At 61.7% G+C, this 18,563-nt stretch carries 17 protein-coding genes and 1 tRNA gene; 10 read left to right on the plus strand and 8 right to left on the minus strand.

Annotation, left to right across the window (positions count from 1 at the left end):
• The first annotated feature begins 360 nt into the window (after positions 1-360).
• Positions 361-789 carry a hypothetical protein gene (locus BLS26_RS04140; protein ID WP_092517591.1) on the plus strand — a complete coding sequence of 143 codons (429 nt, stop codon included), beginning with the start codon at positions 361-363 and terminating at the stop codon, positions 787-789.
• Positions 790-810: 21 nt separating this feature from the next.
• Here BLS26_RS04140 and BLS26_RS04145 read toward each other — a convergent pair whose 3' ends face one another.
• Positions 811-1,689 carry a VOC family protein gene (locus BLS26_RS04145; RefSeq protein WP_092508683.1) on the minus strand — a complete coding sequence of 293 codons (879 nt, stop codon included), beginning with the start codon at positions 1,687-1,689 and terminating at the stop codon, positions 811-813.
• 920 nt (positions 1,690-2,609) lie between these two features.
• Between BLS26_RS04145 and BLS26_RS04155 the strand changes: the two genes are divergently transcribed.
• Entirely contained in the window at positions 2,610-4,856 is a 2,247-nt protein-coding gene (locus BLS26_RS04155) for a TOMM precursor leader peptide-binding protein (RefSeq protein WP_092508685.1), read from the plus strand.
• A 95-nt stretch (positions 4,857-4,951) separates the two neighbouring features.
• On the plus strand, positions 4,952-6,328 hold the full coding sequence (locus BLS26_RS04160; RefSeq protein WP_172804773.1) for a SagB family peptide dehydrogenase: 1,377 nt from the start codon (positions 4,952-4,954) through the stop codon (positions 6,326-6,328).
• Between the two features lie 273 nt (positions 6,329-6,601).
• Here the strand turns inward: BLS26_RS04160 and BLS26_RS04165 are convergent, their stop codons facing one another.
• Genes BLS26_RS04165 through BLS26_RS04175 form a run of 3 tightly spaced genes read right to left on the minus strand, consistent with a single transcriptional unit; the run spans position 6,602 to position 9,660 of the window.
• A complete protein-coding gene (locus BLS26_RS04165) occupies positions 6,602-7,909 on the minus strand; it encodes a serine hydrolase (RefSeq protein WP_092508689.1) in 1,308 nt (435 codons plus the stop codon).
• 29 nt (positions 7,910-7,938) lie between these two features.
• The gene (locus BLS26_RS04170; RefSeq protein ID WP_092508691.1) at positions 7,939-8,904 is read right to left on the minus strand and encodes a Bug family tripartite tricarboxylate transporter substrate binding protein; all 966 of its coding nucleotides are present in this window, start codon (positions 8,902-8,904) and stop codon (positions 7,939-7,941) included.
• Between the two features lie 60 nt (positions 8,905-8,964).
• Complete coding sequence (locus BLS26_RS04175; protein WP_092508693.1) at positions 8,965-9,660, minus strand: urease accessory protein; 696 nt, start codon at positions 9,658-9,660, stop codon at positions 8,965-8,967.
• A 191-nt stretch (positions 9,661-9,851) separates the two neighbouring features.
• Here BLS26_RS04175 and BLS26_RS04180 point away from each other — a divergent pair, with 191 nt between their 5' ends.
• Both BLS26_RS04180 and BLS26_RS04185 read left to right on the plus strand, forming a co-directional pair.
• A complete protein-coding gene (locus tag BLS26_RS04180) occupies positions 9,852-10,304 on the plus strand; it encodes a hypothetical protein (RefSeq protein ID WP_092508695.1) in 453 nt (150 codons plus the stop codon).
• Positions 10,305-10,463: 159 nt separating this feature from the next.
• Positions 10,464-10,538 (plus strand) — tRNA-Thr (locus tag BLS26_RS04185).
• Positions 10,539-10,697: 159 nt separating this feature from the next.
• Here the strand turns inward: BLS26_RS04185 and BLS26_RS04190 are convergent.
• Positions 10,698-11,309, minus strand: a complete 612-nt coding sequence (locus BLS26_RS04190) for an NYN domain-containing protein (protein ID WP_092508697.1) — start codon at positions 11,307-11,309, stop codon at positions 10,698-10,700.
• Positions 11,310-12,249: 940 nt separating this feature from the next.
• On the opposite strand from BLS26_RS04190, the gene BLS26_RS04195 reads away from it, so the two are divergent.
• The 5 genes from BLS26_RS04195 (at position 12,250) to BLS26_RS04215 (ending at position 16,923) form a co-directional block, all read left to right on the plus strand.
• A complete protein-coding gene (locus BLS26_RS04195; protein ID WP_092508699.1) occupies positions 12,250-14,004 on the plus strand; it encodes a PAS domain S-box protein in 1,755 nt (584 codons plus the stop codon).
• A complete protein-coding gene (locus BLS26_RS04200; RefSeq protein WP_092508701.1) occupies positions 14,001-14,666 on the plus strand; it encodes a response regulator transcription factor in 666 nt (221 codons plus the stop codon). The genes BLS26_RS04195 and BLS26_RS04200 overlap by 4 nt, the downstream gene beginning before the upstream one ends.
• A gap of 134 nt (positions 14,667-14,800) precedes the next feature.
• Positions 14,801-15,190: a response regulator transcription factor gene (locus BLS26_RS04205; RefSeq protein WP_092508703.1), complete on the plus strand. Its 390-nt coding sequence runs from the start codon at positions 14,801-14,803 to the stop codon at positions 15,188-15,190.
• An 858-nt stretch (positions 15,191-16,048) separates the two neighbouring features.
• Complete coding sequence (locus tag BLS26_RS04210; protein WP_092508705.1) at positions 16,049-16,288, plus strand: hypothetical protein; 240 nt, start codon at positions 16,049-16,051, stop codon at positions 16,286-16,288.
• A 185-nt stretch (positions 16,289-16,473) separates the two neighbouring features.
• Positions 16,474-16,923, plus strand: a complete 450-nt coding sequence (locus BLS26_RS04215) for a hypothetical protein (RefSeq protein WP_092508707.1) — start codon at positions 16,474-16,476, stop codon at positions 16,921-16,923.
• Between the two features lie 73 nt (positions 16,924-16,996).
• On the opposite strand, the gene BLS26_RS04220 is transcribed toward BLS26_RS04215, so the two are convergent.
• From BLS26_RS04220 to BLS26_RS36470, 3 genes are all read right to left on the minus strand, one after another.
• Positions 16,997-17,845, minus strand: coding sequence for an alpha/beta fold hydrolase (locus BLS26_RS04220; RefSeq protein ID WP_092508709.1), 849 nt, complete (start codon positions 17,843-17,845; stop codon positions 16,997-16,999).
• Positions 17,842-18,210 carry a hypothetical protein gene (locus tag BLS26_RS04225; RefSeq protein ID WP_092508711.1) on the minus strand — a complete coding sequence of 123 codons (369 nt, stop codon included), beginning with the start codon at positions 18,208-18,210 and terminating at the stop codon, positions 17,842-17,844. Before BLS26_RS04225 ends, BLS26_RS04220 begins: the two co-directional genes overlap by 4 nt.
• Before the next feature lie 197 nt (positions 18,211-18,407).
• Positions 18,408-18,515, minus strand: coding sequence for a glucose transporter (locus BLS26_RS36470; RefSeq protein ID WP_244541837.1), 108 nt, complete (start codon positions 18,513-18,515; stop codon positions 18,408-18,410).
• Between the last annotated feature and the right edge of the window lie 48 nt (positions 18,516-18,563).

Raw genomic sequence — 18,563 nt, forward strand, 5'->3', positions numbered from 1 at the left:
TTCCTGGCGCCCTCGAACCTCGAGAGCGTTGCTATTTTCTACTTTGCGGCCACCGCCAACGGCGTGATTGGAGTGGCCTATGCGCGGAATAAGATTTCAGGGAAATGGCTCTTCCGATTCAAAGCGCTGCAACAGGGCTCACCGTTAGAGTTCCCTCGCAGGTCATAACCATATCCCGCCGCTCGGGTTGCGGGAGCAATTTCAGGTTTTTCGTTTCAGCCGCAGCCTTGGGAACTGCTGTTGTCCTGCCCCCTGCTACGGGTAGCGCCCAGACATTGCCACGAACCTGAACGAGCTTGTCGCGGCTTCGCCATCACGCAAAGCGATCCAATCGGTTTGCTCGAACCCAAGGGTGGGGACATGAAGTATATGACCCGGTTCCTTGCGGCAATTGTCCTAATCCTAACTGTGTCGGAGGCGTGTGCTGCAATACGCATCTCGAATGATCACGGCGGTCGGATCGCGACTTACGTCGTCAAATATCAGCGACTGGCCTCATCCGGCGAATCCGTGATCATTGATGGTCTCTGCGCCTCGGCATGTACCATTATCCTGGGCGAGCTCCCCCGAAACAGAATCTGCGTGACGTCGCGCGCGACTCTCGGCTTCCATGCGGTTTGGAATTACGATCCCAACGGGCGTACCTTCACCGATCCCGAAGCGACCTTGATGCTGTACTCGACGTACCCGGCGCCGGTGCGCCGCTGGATCGCACGTCGGGGCGGCCTCACACCTCACATCATGTTTTTGAGCGGAAAGCCATTGCAGGCGATGTATCGCTCGTGTTGACCAGAGACGCGGAACGTATACCTAGCTTTTTTGTCGCTTCGTCTTGGGAAGCACCATCCTGCCCTGTGAAGCAATGCCCTCCCATTTGGCGGACCAGGTGATTTCCGAGGCGGAGGATCGCTCGATGCCCTTCTGATCCCACGCCCCCTGCAGCGCAAACAGGGCGCCTTGGGGATCGACACATCGCACGATCCAGCAATCATCGGGCAACTCGATAGGCCCTTGGAGAACCCGACCGCCGCGAGCATTGACCCGCCTGGCCGCCGCGCCGACGTCGTCGACATTGAAGTAATGGAGCCAACACGCCTGCGATACGCCCGGAAGCTTGGTGAGCATGCCGCCGATCGTCTGCCCGGCCGCCGAAAACAATTCATACACGCTTGCCGGGTCGGCTTCGGCGGAGGCCTGTTGCCAGCCGAGAAGCTCGCCGTAAAACGGAAAGACCTTGCTTCGGTCTTCAGCCAGCAACTCGTGCCAGCCCACACGCCCGGGCTGGTCCAACCCGCTCGGTTGCGATTGGCCATATGTCAGCCCTGTGACCAGCGCAAGCGTCGCTCCTTGCGGATCGGCGACCACCGCAATGCGGCCGATGTTGCTGTCGGTCGGCGATACCAGGATCGCGCCCCCAAGCCGGCGGATCTGCGAGGTCCTCACATCCATGTCATCGACGGCGACGTAGCCGAGCCATCTCGGCGTTGCTCCCATTCGCACCCCCTCTTCGGGGAGATCCATGAGCCCGACGACCGGAGCGTCGCCTGCAGTCAGCAGCGTGTAGGCAAGTTCCGGGCTCGACGCATCTTTCACGGTCCAGCCGACGACCTCGGCGTAAAAGGCAGCCGCCGACGGCCTGTCCGTCGTCAGAAGCTCATACCAAGCGAAGCGTCCGAGTTGATCGACCAAGCTAGCTTCCCCGTTCGCGCGGGCAGACGATTGCGCACTGCATCATGGCGGCAGTTCGGTATAAGCGACAAGAAATTGCCGCGATGTCGTTCATGAAGATGAATGCATCTGAACGAGCCCAACACATTTGTGTACGCGTGAATCTTGCTCGCCCTGTTTGCTAGGCGTAGGATCATCCCACCAAGATCGTACTTCCAGCCACGGAGGATGCGGCCATGCAGCGGACGAAGCAAGCTTCGAAACAGAAGCGAATGACCAAAGCAGCAGTACCGGCGCTCGGTTTCGCCGGACTGACTTTTTCGCTGGCCGGAAGCGCGGCGGCGTCCGCGGTGCCGCCAGGCGAGCTTCAACAAAGGCCGAACTTCGCGCCCGGCCAGTTCACCACGCTCAGCGAGGAAGAACTCGCGGACGTCAGCCTCGCCACCTTCCATCTCGCCAACGATGAGAAAACCTTGAGCGGCGTGCTGCTCGCGCGGGGATGCGGTGGCTGTCGTGGCTGCGGCGGTGGCTGCGCGGCCAGAGGTTGCGGTGGCTGCAGAGGTTGCGCAGGCTGCAGAGCCTGTCGCTGCGGCGTCGGTTGCGGTGGCTGCGGCGTTGGCTGGATCGGCGTGGGGGTGGCATGCACAGGGTGCTGTGCATCATGGGGCCGCTGCCGCTGGTGCTAGACAACAGCGCTCCCTGACTGTGTATCGACAAGTCACGATTTCATTGGCCGGGCTCGCAAACGACCCGGCCAATTTGCTGTTTTTGTTGAGGCGTTCGCTGCGCCTGGCTGGTCAGCTTGCCGATGGCGAGCGAGTATGTTCCAACTTATTCGAAGATGGCCGGTGGTCGAGCTCGGCGCACAAGTCGGGCCGGGCCAAGCGTTCGTCGTGCGCCGGCAATCGGAAATGACGGGAACAGGATCAGCGTGCTGCCCGATGACAGTCAATCGAAAGAGTCGCGCTGCGCGGCAGACCCGCAAGAGCATTTTGCGATTCGCGCCGAACTTCACCGCCTATCTGCTTCCTCCCAATGTGGTCTGTCTCTACTCGGAGAACCGCAAGTTCTTCCTGCACGGCGATCTGTATTGCGCCGTGGCGAGCGCGATCGGAAAAAATGGCAAGGCTGCGCCGGAGATCATCCGCCAGCTTTCGAAGAGTTTTCCCGTCGCCGAGATCGAGGAGGCGATCAGGCGGTTGTTGGAGCGCCGGTACGTCGTCAGTGGAGCATCGCACGCATACGCAGGCGCCGTTGATGGATATTGGGCAAGCCTCGGCCTGCCTCCCGAGGTCGCCGAAGAGAACCTGCGCAATTGGCCCGTGCGGGTGGAATCGATCGATGTCAAAGGCGCCGGCGAACTGAGCGCGGCGTTGAGCAAGCTCGGGGTTCAAATCACCCAGCGGTCGCCCAGGCTCATCATCACGCTTGTGAACGACTACCTCGAACGGCGGCTCGCCGATGTGAACACGGGACGCGTGGCCGACGGGACGCCCTGGCTGCTGGTCCAGCCGTCCGGCGTGTTTCCACTGGTGGGGCCTGTATTCAAGCCGGGCGAAAGCGCCTGCTGGACCTGCCTGTTCGATCGCATGATCCGCAATCGCGAGATCAAGGGATTTCTCGACCGCGGAGCGGCGCAAGCGGTCGCCGTATCGCCCCTGGTCAACGACACCGTAGGACAGACCGCGATCCACTTCGCTGCGGTTGAAATCGCGAAGGCGATCGCCTCGGGATTTCGTACTGACCTCAGCGATCACATCGCAAGCTTCGACCTGACCGGGGCTGCCATCGCCAGGCACTACGTCGCAAAACGCCCGCAATGTCGGACCTGCGGCAGCAAGAAGCTGCGGAATCCGCGACGGGCAGCAGTGCCGATCGACATTGCCGAGGGCAGACGGCTCGTCATGACCAGCGGCGGATACCGCACCGTGACGTCGCGAGCCACCGTGGCGCGGTTCCGCAAACATGTCAGTCCGCTGACCGGCGTGGTGTCGCGGCTCGAGCGGATCGAGGCCGATCCGCCGATGAACACCAATTTTTTCGCCCACCACAATTTCTCTGCGCCGGCCTGGAACGTCGACCAGCTCAGGTCCGCCCTGAGCGGCGGCAGCTTCGGCAAGGGCTCCACGGCCGAGCAGGGCGAGGCGAGCGCGCTGATGGAGGCGATCGAGCGCTACTCGGGCATTTTCCAGGGTGACGAGATCAGGACGAAGCGCCGCTTTGCCGATTTCGCTCCCGGTGACGCTCTTCTTCCCAACGACGTCCAGTTCTTCAGCGACACGCAGTTTCAAAACAGGCATGCCCCGCAGCCGGACGATTCACATCCGGTTCCCGAACCGTTCGACCCCTCGACCAGGACCGAGTGGTCGCCGGTCTGGTCGTTACGCGACAAGCGCTTCAAATATCTTCCGACCGGCCTGCTGTATTTTTTCTATGGCGGCTTCCACACGGATTCCAACGGGTGCGCGGCCGGCAACACCCGCGAGGAGGCCATCGTTCAAGGCTTCCTCGAACTGGTCGAACGCGATGCCTACGCGATCTGGTGGTACAACCGCGTGCGGCGTGCCGAAGTGGACCTCACGCAATTCGAGGATTCCTACGTGCGGGATCTTCAAGACCAGTTTGCCGATGCGGGGCGCCGGCTCTGGGTGCTCGACATCACCAGCGATCTCGGCATTCCCTCCTACGTTGCGATCATCCACTGGATGCAGAACGGACGCGAAAATATCGAGTTCGGTTCCGGCTCGCATTTCGATCGCCGCATAGCTCTGCTGCGTTCCCTCACCGAGCTGACCCAGTTCATGTCGATTGGCATGATGGACGGCGGAAGCGGCGAGAAACCGTCGCTTGACGGTGTCACGCCGCTGCGGCTGGACGATTATCCGTTCCTGATCCCCAGCGACAATCCAATCGTCCCGCCGGCGCCAGGCATCAAGGTGCACGACAATACGCGCGACCAGGTCAATGCCTGCGTCGAGATTGCGGTCCGAGCAGGATACGATTTCCTCGTGCTCGACCAGACGCGGCCCGACGTCGAGGTCCCTGTCGTCAGAGTGCTTGTTCCAGGCTTGCGGCATTTCTATCGCCGCTTCGGGCCCGGCCGGCTTTACGACGTCCCGGTGAAGCTTGGGCTGCTGGATCGCCCGCGACTGGAGAGCGAACTCACTCCGTTCCTGCCGCACACCTGAAAGGCCGGTCTTCCGTGCGCGCTCCCCGCAAAAAGCCGACCAGGAAGATCGCGTCCGTCATCACCGCCCGATTGAACGGTCATTTCTCCCTGCAGATGCAGGCGGACGGGAGCATCACCGTCTTCGTGGACGGCTATTCCGTCAATCTGGGACAATTGAGCACGGCCGCGATGGACCGCGCGCGAAATTTGACCGATGGCCTGCCGCTCGCGTCCTTTGCCGGCAAGAGCGCCATCGCGAGGGAAGTCGACGTCCTGGTGCATCGACTGGCGCGGCACGGGCTGCTCGAATATCGCCTGTCTTTTCCGCGTGACGAGCAGGTTCTCGTGGTCATCGAGCCCCAGGTCCCTGACTACTGGCCGCAACGCGCAAGGCTCGGTGAGGGTGACAGCGTCGTGTTGTCGCGCTTTGCCAACCTGCGCCGGCGCGGCAACGAGATGGTACTGGAATCGCCGCGCTCAGGCGCGCTGTTTCGAATTGGCGATCCCGCGATTGCCGCCACCCTCGCTGCGCTGTCGCGGCCTCAGAAGATCAGCAGGCTTCGCCGCCATGTGACCTTCTTCAACCTCGATCTGTTCGAACTGCTGCTGGATAGCCAGTTCCTGCTCAAGCTCGATGCGAACAGCGGCGACGGCCTTCGGGTGAATGAAGGCGACGGCAATCTTGTTCTCTGGGATTTCCATGATCTCGTGTTTCACACGCGGAGCACGGAGGGCCGACAGGCCAATCCGGTTGGCAGCACCTTCGCCTATGCAAGCGTTGTTTCACCGCTGCCCGCGGTGCGTCCGCCTTGGCCCGGCAAGAAGATCGACCTGCGCAAATTCTTCACCTGGGATCCGATCTCGCCCTTCCTAAAGCTGTTGCGCGACCGCCATTCAGTCCGAGATTTCGATGACGAGCATCCGGTCACGCTCGCCGAACTCGCGCGCTTTCTCGACACCACAGCCCGCGTCCTGTCGGAATGGAAGAGCGATGCGAATTTCGAAGGCGGTCCTGAGATCACCTACAGCACAAGACCCTATCCATCGGCCGGTAGCGCGTACGAACTGGAATTGTATCTGACGGTCTCGAACTGCGAGGGGCTTGCACGCGGACTTTACCACTACGACGCGGGCGGTCACGCGCTGGTGGCGATCGGGGCCTCCGCACAGCAACTCCAGGCACTTTTGGCGGCAGCCGAGTTTGCCATGGACGCACCCGGTCCGCCTCAGGTCTTGATCACGATCGCCGCGCGTTTTGGACGGATCTCCTGGAAATACAGCTCAATCGCATATTCGCTGATCCTGAAGGATGTCGGCAGCATGATCCAGACGTTCTACCTGACGGCGACCGATATGGGCCTTGGTGGCTGCGCCATCGGCACCAGCAACATCGATCTGTTTGCAAAAATGACGGGGCTCGAATTCCACGTAGAGGGTCCGGTCGGTCAATTCGCGCTCGGACGCGGCAAGAAGCTGCTGGTCGCAAACTAGAGAGCCGCCTCCATTTTTGCTTCAACGATGGAGTCATATGGCCGGAGGCCTAGGCCCTGGCCTCAAGGACCCCACATTAAAGTAGTTTCATCCGACCGGGGCGGAGCAAGATTGGCAGCTTTGGGTCAAAAGCTGCCCTGACGCCCCCGAATCGCGACTTCTGTTTTACCCCCAGCAACGGACATCGGGTGACGGACGCGCTGGCCGCCGGTCATGACGCGGCGGTGCAGATGATTGATACCTTGGCTGGGCGCTTATGAGTCCACGCCCTGGCTAGTCACCCTTGCGCAATCCCTTGCCCAGCGCTTCGTACATCAGCGTCTTCAGCGCCAGTTGAATCCGCCCGCCCTGCGTCGGCGAATGTACCATGAAGATCGCGAACAGATCGTCGACGGGGTCCACGAAGTAGAACGCACCGTTGGCGCCGTCCCAGCGATATTCGCCGAGCGGCCACGTCGTCCCCGGCGGCGGCGACGTGCGCACGGCGAAGCCCAGACCGAAGCCGCTGTTCGGCGACGGAAAATAAAATGGATCGTGGATGATGCCGGTCTCGGGGCCGATCTGGTCCTTCGTCATCAGCGCCACGGTCTCGGGCTTGAGATAGCGTTTGCCGTTGAGCTCGCCCTTGTTGAGCAGCATCTGCAGGAAGTGCGAGTAATCCCCGATCGTCGTGTTGAGTCCTGCGCCGCCGGATTCAAAGCGCCGCGGCAGTCTCGGATCGATAATGCCGGCCAGCGGACGCTTGAAAATATCGGCCTTCAACGGCCGCGCAATGCGCGGCCAGTCTTTTTCGTTCGCAACAAAATAGTCAGTATCGGGCATCACGAGCGGATCGAACAGCCTTTGCTTTTCGAACTGGAACAGCGACAGCCCCGACACCACCTCGACGACGCGGCCGAGCACGTCGACCGAATGGCCGTAGTCCCAGCGCACACCCGGCTGGTCGGCGAGTGGCAGTTTGGCGATGCGGTCGGCGAATTCGGCGTTGTCGGGATCCCCCGCGAACAATTCAGGATCACCGTAAAGTCTGCGCACCACGCCTTCGCCGTAAAATCCGTAGGTGATCCCGGACGTATGCCGCAGCAGGTCCTTGATCGTGATCGGCCGCTTCAACGGCACCAACCTGAGCGGCCGTTGGCCGACCTCATCGGAATCGTCGATGCCCACTTTGGCATCGGCAAACGCCGGAATGTATTTCTGGACGGGATCGTCAATCGAAAGCTTGCCGTCTTCCACCAACATCATCACAGCGACCGAAGTCACCGCCTTGCTCATCGAATAGACCTGAAAAATGGTGTCTGCCGTCATCGGCGCCTGGGTGGCGGGATCCCGCACGCCGAAACTTTCGAGATAGACCGGCTTGCCGTGCTGCTGAATCAGCAGGACACCGCCGGGAATCTTGTCGGCGGCGATCTCCCTGCGGATGAGATCGCCAAAGCTGTCGAGCGCCGCACGCGAAAAGGTCGGCGCCTCGGGAGCAGCCGATTCCGCCCTGGCGGTGCCCGCGCCCACGGACAGGGCGGCGACAAGCGCGACGACGATCGCGAAACGGCTTTCGCGCCAAGTTCCGGCATCTGGCATCAGCGACTTCCCCGGGGTTTCGAGTTCGCCTAGTTCGTAATCTTGTATCCCGTCGCCTTGACGATCGGCTGCCAGAAAGCGGTGTTCGCGGCGAGTTCGCGCGTCAGACCTTCGGGCGTCGAGCCGACCGGGATCAGGCCGATCGCGAGCAGCTTTTCCCGGATCTCGGGCCTGGCGAGTGCTGCGGCCGCCGCCTCACTCACCTGTTTGGCGAACGCGGGTGAGGCGCCTGCCGGCAGCCACATGCCGTACCAGGCGTCCGCCACCAAATCGATGCCGAACTCCTTCAGGGTCGGCACCTCGAGGAACGGCGAACGCTCGGCACTGGTCACCGCCAGAACCTTGACGCCACCGGCGCGGTGCTGCGGGATCGCGTCGGTCAGGGTGCCGATCGCGAACGGCAAATGACCGCCGATCAGGTCGTTCATGATCGGCGCGCCGCCGCGATAGGCTACGCGCGTCAACTTGATGCCCAGCACCTCCTCGAGCCGCGATCCGGCGAAATGCGGAATGGTGCCGTTGCTCGGCACGCCGAACGTCGCCTTGTCCGGGTTGGCCTTCAGCCAGGCCACGAACTGCGTAAAATCCCTGGCATCCACGGCCGGACCAATCACGACACAGAACTCGAAACGCGCCAGTTGCGAAACCGGCACGAAGTCTCTGGCCGTATCGAACGTCGGCTGCGTTTCGACCATCGGCAGCAGATACATCGTCGGCCCCGTGGTCACGAGGATGGTGGTGCCGTCGGGATTGGCTGATTTCGCCGCCTTGATCCCGATCAGCCCGTCGCCGCCGGTACGGTTCTCGACAATGATGTTACGATCGAGCGGCTGGCTCATATTCTGCGCCAGCACCCGGCACAGCGCGTCGCCGCCGCCGCCGGCTGCGAACGGGAAGATGATCTTGGTCAGCGGGCCGGATTGCGCCGACGCTTCGCCCGCGATCGCCGCCAGCGCGCAGGCCGCGCCTCCAGCGAGAAAATCCCGGCGCCTCATCCCCGTCCTCCCGAACCATTTTCCACTACATCAGCCCGCGGCACAGGCAGCAATCCGAAATTAGGCCAAGGCCGTCTCGACGATGGTCCTGATGCCGATGGCAATCGTGGCGGCTCCCACCGCAGCCTGCAGGCCGTGATTGGCAAAGGTGAGCCAGCGTGCCGTGACCGCCAGCGGCACCGCGATCAACGTCGACAGCGCGCCCATTCCGATCATCGAGCCGATCCCGAACAGCGCGACATAGCCGAGCCCGACCGCGGGACTGGGCGCCTGCGATACCGTCAGCACCAGAAGTGCTGCGGAGCCCGCCATACCGTGCATCAGGCCGACCAGCAGGGTGCGCCAGCGGAAACCGTGTTCATGGGCATGCGTGGTGCGGGCATGCGGCGCGATTTCGCCGGCGTGGCTATGGGCGTGAAAATGCACCGTGCCGTCGCCATGGCCATGCCGGTGAAAATGCACCCGGTCGCGCCACAGCCGCCACAATACATGCGCGCCGAGGCCGACCAGCATGACGCCGACAGCGGTCTCGATCGGCCGGGCCAGGCCGTCGGGGATGGCGTGGCCGAGCAGCAGGGCGGCGCCGGCAAAGGCGAACAGGGTCAGGGTATGCCCGAGCCCCCAGGTCAGGCCGTGCCTGACGATATCCCCGACCTGGCTGCGGCGCGCGGCGATGCTGGATACGGCGGCGATATGGTCGGCCTCGAGCGCATGTTGCATGCCGAGCAAGAAGCCAAGCCCCAAAATTCCGAACATGCGCCCCCTGCTCTCTGCCGATACATCAAATACCAAGCCGAAGCCCTTGTCAGGTCAAGGCTTCAACTCGCCACATTCCCCGGACTGCCAAACCGGAACTTCACACCGGTTTGAAGATCGCACAACCCTCGAAAGCGGAACATGCGCGCCCGCCCCCGGTTGCCCCGGCTCACACCTCTGGGAGAACCCACATGACAAAATTCGGAGTTTTGGGCGCCGCCGCCCTGGTTGCATCCGCGCTCGCCACCCCCGCGATGGCGCAGGAAGTCGTCTACAACCCCGGCTATTGCGCGCAGTTCTATCCAAACGCCAATTGCCAGAACAAGGGACCGGGTAATCCCGTCCGCGGCGGCTACTACCAAGGTCAGGTCTACCAGAACCAGGACTGGCAGGATCAGGGCTATCGGCACGACCGCCGCTGGCGTAACAGCTACAACCGCTATGACAATGACGGTGGCTTCTGGCCGGGCGACGTCGCAGCCGGCGTGGTCGGCGGCGCCGTAGGCACCGCCGCCGCGATTGCCACCGCCCCATTCGCCGCGCCGCCGATCGGTGGTGACAATTATGCGCGACTCAACGGGTTCGTCTGCACCCCCGGCACCTGGTTCCGTGGCGAAGATGGACGGCGGCATCTCTGCCAGTGAGGCAGATGCACCGGATTAATGAAAAGGCGGCCATTCGGCCGCCTTTTTCATGCCTGGCCATCGGTTCCTGGGTTCTGGCCCTTTGCGGACAAGTCTGGTATTCGAGCCGCCGAAGACGCGTTGGCTAAAGCTTTGTGGCCTGCCAATCCGCTTCAATTCGCCGGTTTAGCTCAGCGGTAGAGCAGCGGTTTTGTAAACCGAAGGTCGGGAGTTCAATCCTCTCAACCGGCACCAGTTTCTCCTGAAATGTAGCCCCGCTTTTGCCGCATGCGGCCCCCTTGGGTAGCGGCACTGCCGCCCCCTGGGTAGCGGCAGCGCCGCCCCCTGGGTAGCGGCACCGCGATGTCAGCCGTTCTGCGTCGCAATTGCGGAACTGATCTCATTGGCTCGAAATCATTCCGTGAGATGGTTTCCATTGATCGTTCCGCGCGACGCCAATTGCGGCGATTGCTGGCGTATCTCGCGTGATCCCGGCCGCTCCGCCGGATCGCGCCCGAGCGTTGGCTTCAACTCCACAAGATCGATGAAGGCGTCAGCTTGACGCCTTAGATCGTCAGCCACCATCGGTGGCTGGCTGACAATGGTAGAGACGACTGTCACATGGACGCCACGGCGCTGCACCGCTTCCAGGAGCGGACGGAAGTCGCCATCGCCCGACAACAGAAACATCCGGTCGACATGATCGGCAAGGTCCATCGCCTGGACCGCGAGCTCGATATTCATGCTGCCCTTCACTTTCCGGCGACCGCTGGCGTCAATGAACTCCTTGGTGAGCTTGGTGACGACGGTGTAGCCGTTATAGTCCAGCCAATCGATCAGAGGGCGAACCGATGTATACTCCTGATCCTCGATGATCGTCGTGAAATAGAACGCGCGCAGCAGCGTGCCGCGGCTCTGGAATTCCTTGAGCAGACGCTTGTAATCGACATCGAAACCGAGCGCCCTGCAGGTCGCGTAGAGATTGGCGCCATCGATAAAGAGCGCGATCTTGTCGGACGTTAACATCAGCACTGCCTCCTAATTCGAGATATGCCGTCAGCCGCGCGGGCTCTGCTTACAAATTGGAAGGCTGGTCGACCTGACGAGACAGGTGGCGCTAGCGAACCGGAGGAGAGTTCGTCGGTGCACCCGAGGCGCTGTCGCGTCGGCTCACCGGTTGAGTCGCATGATTCGGGCGCACCGTACGAAGCTACCCGGTCGCCTTGGGATCAGTTCGAGTGGGGCCGCCGAGAGCGGCCGCACTCGCCTCGAGGAAGGCAAGATAGTTTTCATAGCAAGCCAAGAAGCCAAAATCGACCAGTTCAAGGGCAGCTTCCCATGAGCCCACACCGGGCGCGGATCCTGCGCCTCCATGAACAACGTATGGTCGGAAGTTGCTGCCGTTCTGCCGGAATCTTGCTTCCGGTCGAATGTCGTTCGAGCAGTGGATCAGTTGCAGGCTTGGCTTTGACATATCAATCCCCAGAGTTGATGACGGGACACGAAACGTCTTTCGTAAAAGCACACGGGTTTGACCAAGCGGGTTTCCCGACAACGGCACCGACGCAGCGTCCAATGCGACCAGGTCGATTCGGCTCTCCCGCCAGCGTAATCACGGAGGCCTGCCGGACCATTGAACGCAGGTTGATCCGTACGTTACGTACGGTTGAGAAGAGCATACTTAGGTTTAGGATCGAAAAGCTGAGCTTCGCGGCAGACGAACGCCACACCTCTTCCCGCTGCGATATCCAGTAGTCGACAATGCGCGTTCCGCGATTGTCAGGCCGGGTCGCGGAGACGAGGAACGGCCGCGACCGAAAAGCGCTTTACGGCGCGGCGTATCGCGCTGCACCATACTTTCAAGCCTTGAAAAGCTGCTAGGATGCAGTTCGTTGGAAGGCCAAGCTGTTGCCGCTGATGCTCATGATCGCCTGACGATGCGGCGCGGGCCGGATGGCCGAATGCCATGCGCAACCAGAGACTAAAATCCTGGCGCTCGGCTGAGCAATCGCTGCTCGGCGGCATGGCGCTCGCATCACTGACGGCCGCTTGCATCTGGCTCGTGCTCGGTCCTGCCCCGGAGGTTGCCGACTATTTGATTGCGGTCGCGCTGCTCTTCGCCCTGTTTCTCGCCTCGTTGATCGTGATGCACCTGGTAGGAAGCACCCGCAGGCAAATGGAAGCAGCACTCGAGAGCCGGGCAAGCGCCGAACGGCGCGCGATCGAAGCCCTGCGTGAGAGCGAGGCGCAATGGAAGGAGGTCTTCGAGCACAACCCCGTCATGTACTTCATGGTCGATGCGGACGGCACAGTCTTGTCGGTGAACACTTTTGGTGCCGCCCAGCTTGGCTATCAGGTCCGCGAATTGCGTGGGCAATCGGTACTGACGGTCTTCTTTGAAGAAGACCGAGATGTCGTCCGAAAGAGCGTTGAAGTTTGTCTGGCGCATATTGGTCAAACGCACAGTTGGGAGATCCGCAAGGTTCGGAAGGACGGTTCGGCGCTTTGGGTTCGTGAAAACGCCAAAGCCGTGCAACGGCAGGACAACCGCTTGATCGTCCTGATCGCATGCGAGGATATCACCGAGCGCAAGGAGGCCGAAAACGCCTTGCGACAGAGTGAGAACTACCTGGCCGAAGCACAGCGATTGAGCCACACCGGCAGCTTTGGCTGGTGCGTCGCCACCGGCGAAATTATCTGGTCGGACGAAACGTTCAGGATATTCGGCTTCGACAAGGCACCTTCTGTCGCGCTCGACACGGTCATTCAACGTATTCATCCCGACGATCAAGCGCGCGCACAGCAAACCATCGACCGGGCGTCCGGCGACGGGAAGGATTTCTATCACGAATATCGATTGTTGATGCCCGACGGTTCGATCAAACATGTCCATGCAACCGCGCATGCCGTAACCGATGCATCCGGTGGCATCGAATTTGTCGGAGCGGTGACGGATGTCACGGCACGCAAGCAAGCTGAAGAGAAACTGCAAGAGGCGCAGGCTGGACTTGCGCACGTCACGCGCGTGACGGCGCTCGGAGAGTTGGCCGCGTCGATTGCTCATGAAGTGAACCAGCCGCTTGCCGCCGTCGTCGCCAACGCCGCGGCCGCCCAGCGTTGGCTGGACCGCGACACCCCCGACCTGCAGGAAGCGCGCAGCGCTCTGGGGTCGATTGTCGATGACGGCAACCGTGCAGGCGAAGTGATCCAGCGGGTCCGTGCTCTGGTAAGCAAGACCACCGATCAAATGGTGCCGCTCGACATCAATGAAGTCGTCAACGAGGTGATCGCCTTGCTGCACCGAGAACTGTTCGGCCACCGGATATTGCTGCGGACGGAACTCGCCGCCGTCCTCGGCCAGGTCCTCGGCGATCGGATCCAGCTACAGCAGGTCATCCTCAATCTCGTCGTCAACGGCATTGAAGCGATGCAGCCGGTCACGGACCGACCACGCAAGATGACGATCCGAACGCATCAGGAGCAAGTTGGCCAGATTCTGGTCGCGGTAACAGACAGCGGTGTCGGATTGGCCTGCCAAAACGCTGACCGGGTGTTCGACCCGTTCTTCACCACCAAGTCGGAGGGCATGGGCATCGGTCTGTCGATCTGCCGATCGATCGTCGAGTCCCATGGCGGACGACTGTCGGCCTTCGGCAATGAAGGGCCCGGCGCGACATTTCAGTTTAGCCTGCCGGTGCATCGAGAGGACGATACGCCGTGACAGTCCGCTCGACATCGCCCCGCAACGTCGCAAGCTCGGAGGAACCGATCGTCTACGTTGTCGACGATGACGCGTCGGTGCGTGAAGCGCTCAGGAATCTGTTCCGGTCGGTGGGCTTGCGGGTCGAAGTGTTCGGCTCGGGTTCGGAGTTTCTGCAGAGCAGGCTTGCGGATGTTGCCGGTTGCCTGATCCTCGACATCCGGTTGCCTCGACTGAGCGGCCTCGACTTTCAGGTCGAGCTTGCCAAAGGGGGCATCCACATTCCCATCATCTTCATGACGGGTCACGGCGATATCCCGATGACGGTCAGGGCGATGAAAGCCGGGGCTGTCGACTTTCTGACCAAGCCATTCCGCGATCAGGACATGCTGGATGCCGTGACGGCGGCGATCGAACGCGACCGAAACAGCCGAGATGAGGCCAGGATCCTCGCGGACCTGCATGCGCACTTCGCGACCCTGACTCCCCGGGAACGGGAGATCATGGCGCTGGTCACGGCCGGACTCATGAATAAGCAGATCGGGGCCCAGATCGGCCTTGCCGAGATCACCGTGAAGATACATCGCGGACACATCATGAGAAAGATGGCCGCGAAATCACTGGCCGATCTGGTCAAGATGGCCCAGACGCTCGACATCCAGCGCCCGGCGTCGCCGCAGTAACCCAACGGGGGTCAGGCAATCCGCATTCGCCGTGCAAACCTAAGTATGATTTTCCGCCCCTGATTTGCGGCGCATTCTCCCATCAAGCGGCTTGCAGCAAGAGGCATTCGGCCCGCACTTCAGGAAGCACCGCTTTGTCCAGCCCACCCGTCATTTCAATCATTGACGATGACGGCTCCGTTCGCGCGGCGACCTACAATCTCGTGCGGTCGCTTGGATACGTCGTTCATACCTTTGCATCGGCCGGGGAGTTTCTGCGGTCGCCCCACGTGAATGACACCTCGTGCGTGATCGCAGATGTTCGAATGCCGGCGATGAGCGGTCTCGAGCTGCAGGCTCACCTGCTTGCCGAGGGATATCGGGTGCCGTTCATTTTCATTACGGCTTTCTCTGCCGAGAACGTGCGCGCGCAAGCACTGAAGGCGGGAGCGCACTGTTTCCTGACCAAGCCCTTCACGGGAGAGGCGCTGAGCGGCTGCCTCGACGCTGCCCTGGGCGCGCGCGGCGCGGGAAGCAGCGAATGACCCCGATTGGGTTGGCGCCGCATCGCGCGCCTCGCTACTCCGATCAGTCCGGTGACGACGATAAAACAACGCCATTCCACCGATATTGGCGGGTTCGAGCCGAGCATACCTATGGATAGGCGAAGCAACCATCTGGACAAGTTGAATATCGAGGGGGACGGAATGAGACTGCGGCATCGTCGCCCCGCGGCAATCCGACGGCGCGATACCCAGTACACCACGATCAGTGAATGGCAATTCCTCAGGAGGAGGTCGCCATGCGTACAGGCCCACGCTGTTCCGAATGCGACAGTGAAGACCCCAAGATAGTATGTCTGCGAAATCCGGCGCGTGAACACTACTGCGGACGTTCCTGTCTCGGCCGAGGCCAGGAAAAATTCATTCGAATGATCCTGCGTACGAACGCAGAGGCAGCCTCATGACAAATCGTTGCGAGAATCCAGACTGCGACCGTCCCTTCGGACTGGTCCGATTCAACTGGCGCTTCGGGCAATTTTGCTCGGCCGGATGTCGCGAGAACTACAAGCGTCAGCGGGAACGAAACAGCGCCTATTGGAGATGGCTCTACAAATGCCCCGAACCGTCGCATCGCGTGCTTCAGGGAACTCGATCGGATTGAACGCCCGAATTGGGAAATGTCGATAGAGTGCGAAGCCCGGGAGTTATCATGACAAGCGCACAAGCGATGATTGCCGGAGCGTTACTCGCGTGGACGCCAACGCTTCTTGTCTTCGCCTGGATCGTTCGGGACATTCGAAACACCCGCGGCGAAGAACGCGATTAAGGTTCCGAGTTCAATCCCCTCAACCGCACCATTCGTTAGCCGGAACCAACCCTCACCTTCGACGTTCTCTCCGCATGAAAATTCGCGAAGAAAACTGCAACATGTTCCTGCTCGCCATCGTCACGGTGTTCACCGTGATCGTAGCGGCCAGCGCCAGTCTGGTGGAGCCGGCCGACAAGACCCCGGTCCGGTTCGCCGCGCGCGCCGAGCAGGCTCCGGCAGCCGGCAAGCCGATCGTCTATGTCGCCGACCAGCCCGCGGTTCGCGTCGTCGGCGCGCCATTCGTACCGAACACCAATCCGCGCCAGCGATAGGTTTCTGCCTGCGCGATGACGGTAGCGGGGTCATCCCGTTACCCCAGCATGTGCACGCTGGCGGGCACGATGTGTCACAGTTTTGTCACCTTGCGCGCAAAACCGACGCTGTCCCCTTCCAAATCACCAGCCGCCCTTGATTCCAGAAAAGCCATTTGATGGTGTTAGTTGGGCTGAGGTGTCTCATGAAATGGATGAGGGAACGCGATCTCCTGATCGCGCAAACGATGGCGTTTGTTCAATCGGTGACCGGCAAGAAGCCGGAGGCCGAGAAGACAGTTGCGACATCCGCCACGACAAGCTCGTTCGAGCCCTCCGAGACCGCCGCCATGGTGGCGCCGATGCCCGACATCGAGGCGCTGATGGCCGAGGCCCTCGATCTGCCGAAAGCGGCATCGCGAGCAACGTCAAGCGAAGCGCCAAAGGAAATGACACGGGCGGTGCAGACGATCGCCCGGGCCGACCTGCGCAGCGGCTTCCAGTCTGAAATCTCCGAGATCAAGGCGCGGGTCGCCAATTTCCGCGCCCACCAGCAGCGGTTCAACCAGGAGCGCGAGGCCTATTGCAGCGCCACCATGGCCAAGGTCCACGCCACGCTGAGCGAGATGCCGACAGCGCCGCGGGCAGGCAAGTAGTTCTCCTGCGCTTTCTTGAGCGTTTGGCCCCGCAACACGTGCGGGCGTTCGCATGGCAGCTGCCTTGCGACCCTCAGCTCTTCCCGATCTTCTCCAGCACAGGGAGAAGATGCGCCAAAAACGCCTGCGGATCTTCGCTCATCGGAAAATGGCCGAGGCCCCTCATGATGGTGACTTCGGAACCCGGGATGCTGTTCGCTACCGCCAGCGTCTCCTCCGGCGTGCAGGAATAGTCGTATTCGCCGGACAGCAGGAACAGCGGGCAGCGGCGGGTGTCGATCTGCGCCACCCGGTCGCGGATATCGCCGTCGAGCTTGTAGAAATACAGATCGCCTTTGAAGACGCCGGGGCCACCTTGCATGTAGTGCCACAGCGTCTCCCAGCGCTCGCTGTCCGGCGCGTCGGGGCCGACCAGCCCGGAGACGATGGCGCCGCAGACTTCGCCGCCATGGACGTCCGGCCGGTGCAGGAAATTGAGATCGTAATAGGGATCGACATGCGCGCCGGCCTGCAGGCCGATGATGGCGCGAAAGCTTTCGGGGTGTTCGAGCGCCAGATGCAACGCGATACGGCCGCCGATCGAACAGCCGATCAGGATCGGCCGGTCGAGTTCGAGCGCTGCCGAGATCTCCAGGATCATGGTCGTGTATTGCGCCGAGGTGAGTTGATACTCCTCGTCGTGCCAACCTGACGGCGGCGACGATTTGCCGTGCCAGGGCATGTCGAAGGCGATGACGCGATGGTTCGCGGTCACGCGCGCGTCGTTCATCAGGCCGCGATACTGCCGTCCGTCGCTTCCGGCGGTATGTAGGCACAGCAGCGGCGTGCCCTCGCCCGCCTCCTCGACATAGACGCGGTGTGGCCGGCCGAACAATTCCACATGCATGTAGCGGCCGGTGATCGGCTCGAACCGCGCCTTCATGCCACCGCTCCCTGCGCGCGCAGCTTGGCGAGCGCTTCCTTGAAGTAGCGCAGATGGGACATGAAGACCTGCAGATTGCCTTCGGCTTTCAGAACCCGCCGCTTGATCAGTGCCAGCAGGTCGTTGGAGCCTGGCGGCGGCCGCACGCTCCAGAACTTTTGCCATTCATCTTCGGGGGCCCGCAGCGCAAAGGACGACGAAGGCATCACGAACGGGCCCCGCGTCACCGACACGATACGGCCCTCGAAGATCGCGATCAGCCAGCACGTCTGGCCGACCTCCAGCAGAAACGTGGTCGTCAGGTAGCGTCCGCGCCGGACCAGCCCCGCATCGCCATTGACCCGCTCAGGCAGCGTCTCGATCATTTGGTCCCCCCTCGCATAGGTCGGGCCGCTAACGCGGCCCGTTCCTCTTGATTGACCTGCATGATGGGTGGAACGGGCGCGGCGTCAATCGCCCGCGCTTCTATTCTTGACGCGTTTTCTACCGCAGATAAGTCTACGCAATCTGCGCAAGCTTGATTGCTACGCGAACCGGCATCCACTTCGCTCGAAAACGCTACTCAAAGCCAGGCGCATACCAGCGCCACGTTGGCCGCGCAGGCGGCCAAGAGCGCGACGGTGAGCGTGAGTTGGACGCGCTCGCAGGGGGTCTGCAGGATCGTTCTCATGGCCGGAAACATCCGGCGATTCTGGCCTGGGAGTCTCGGGGATTCTTT

It is taken from the genome of Afipia sp. GAS231, from assembly GCF_900103365.1.
GTDB lineage: Bacteria > Pseudomonadota > Alphaproteobacteria > Rhizobiales > Xanthobacteraceae > Bradyrhizobium.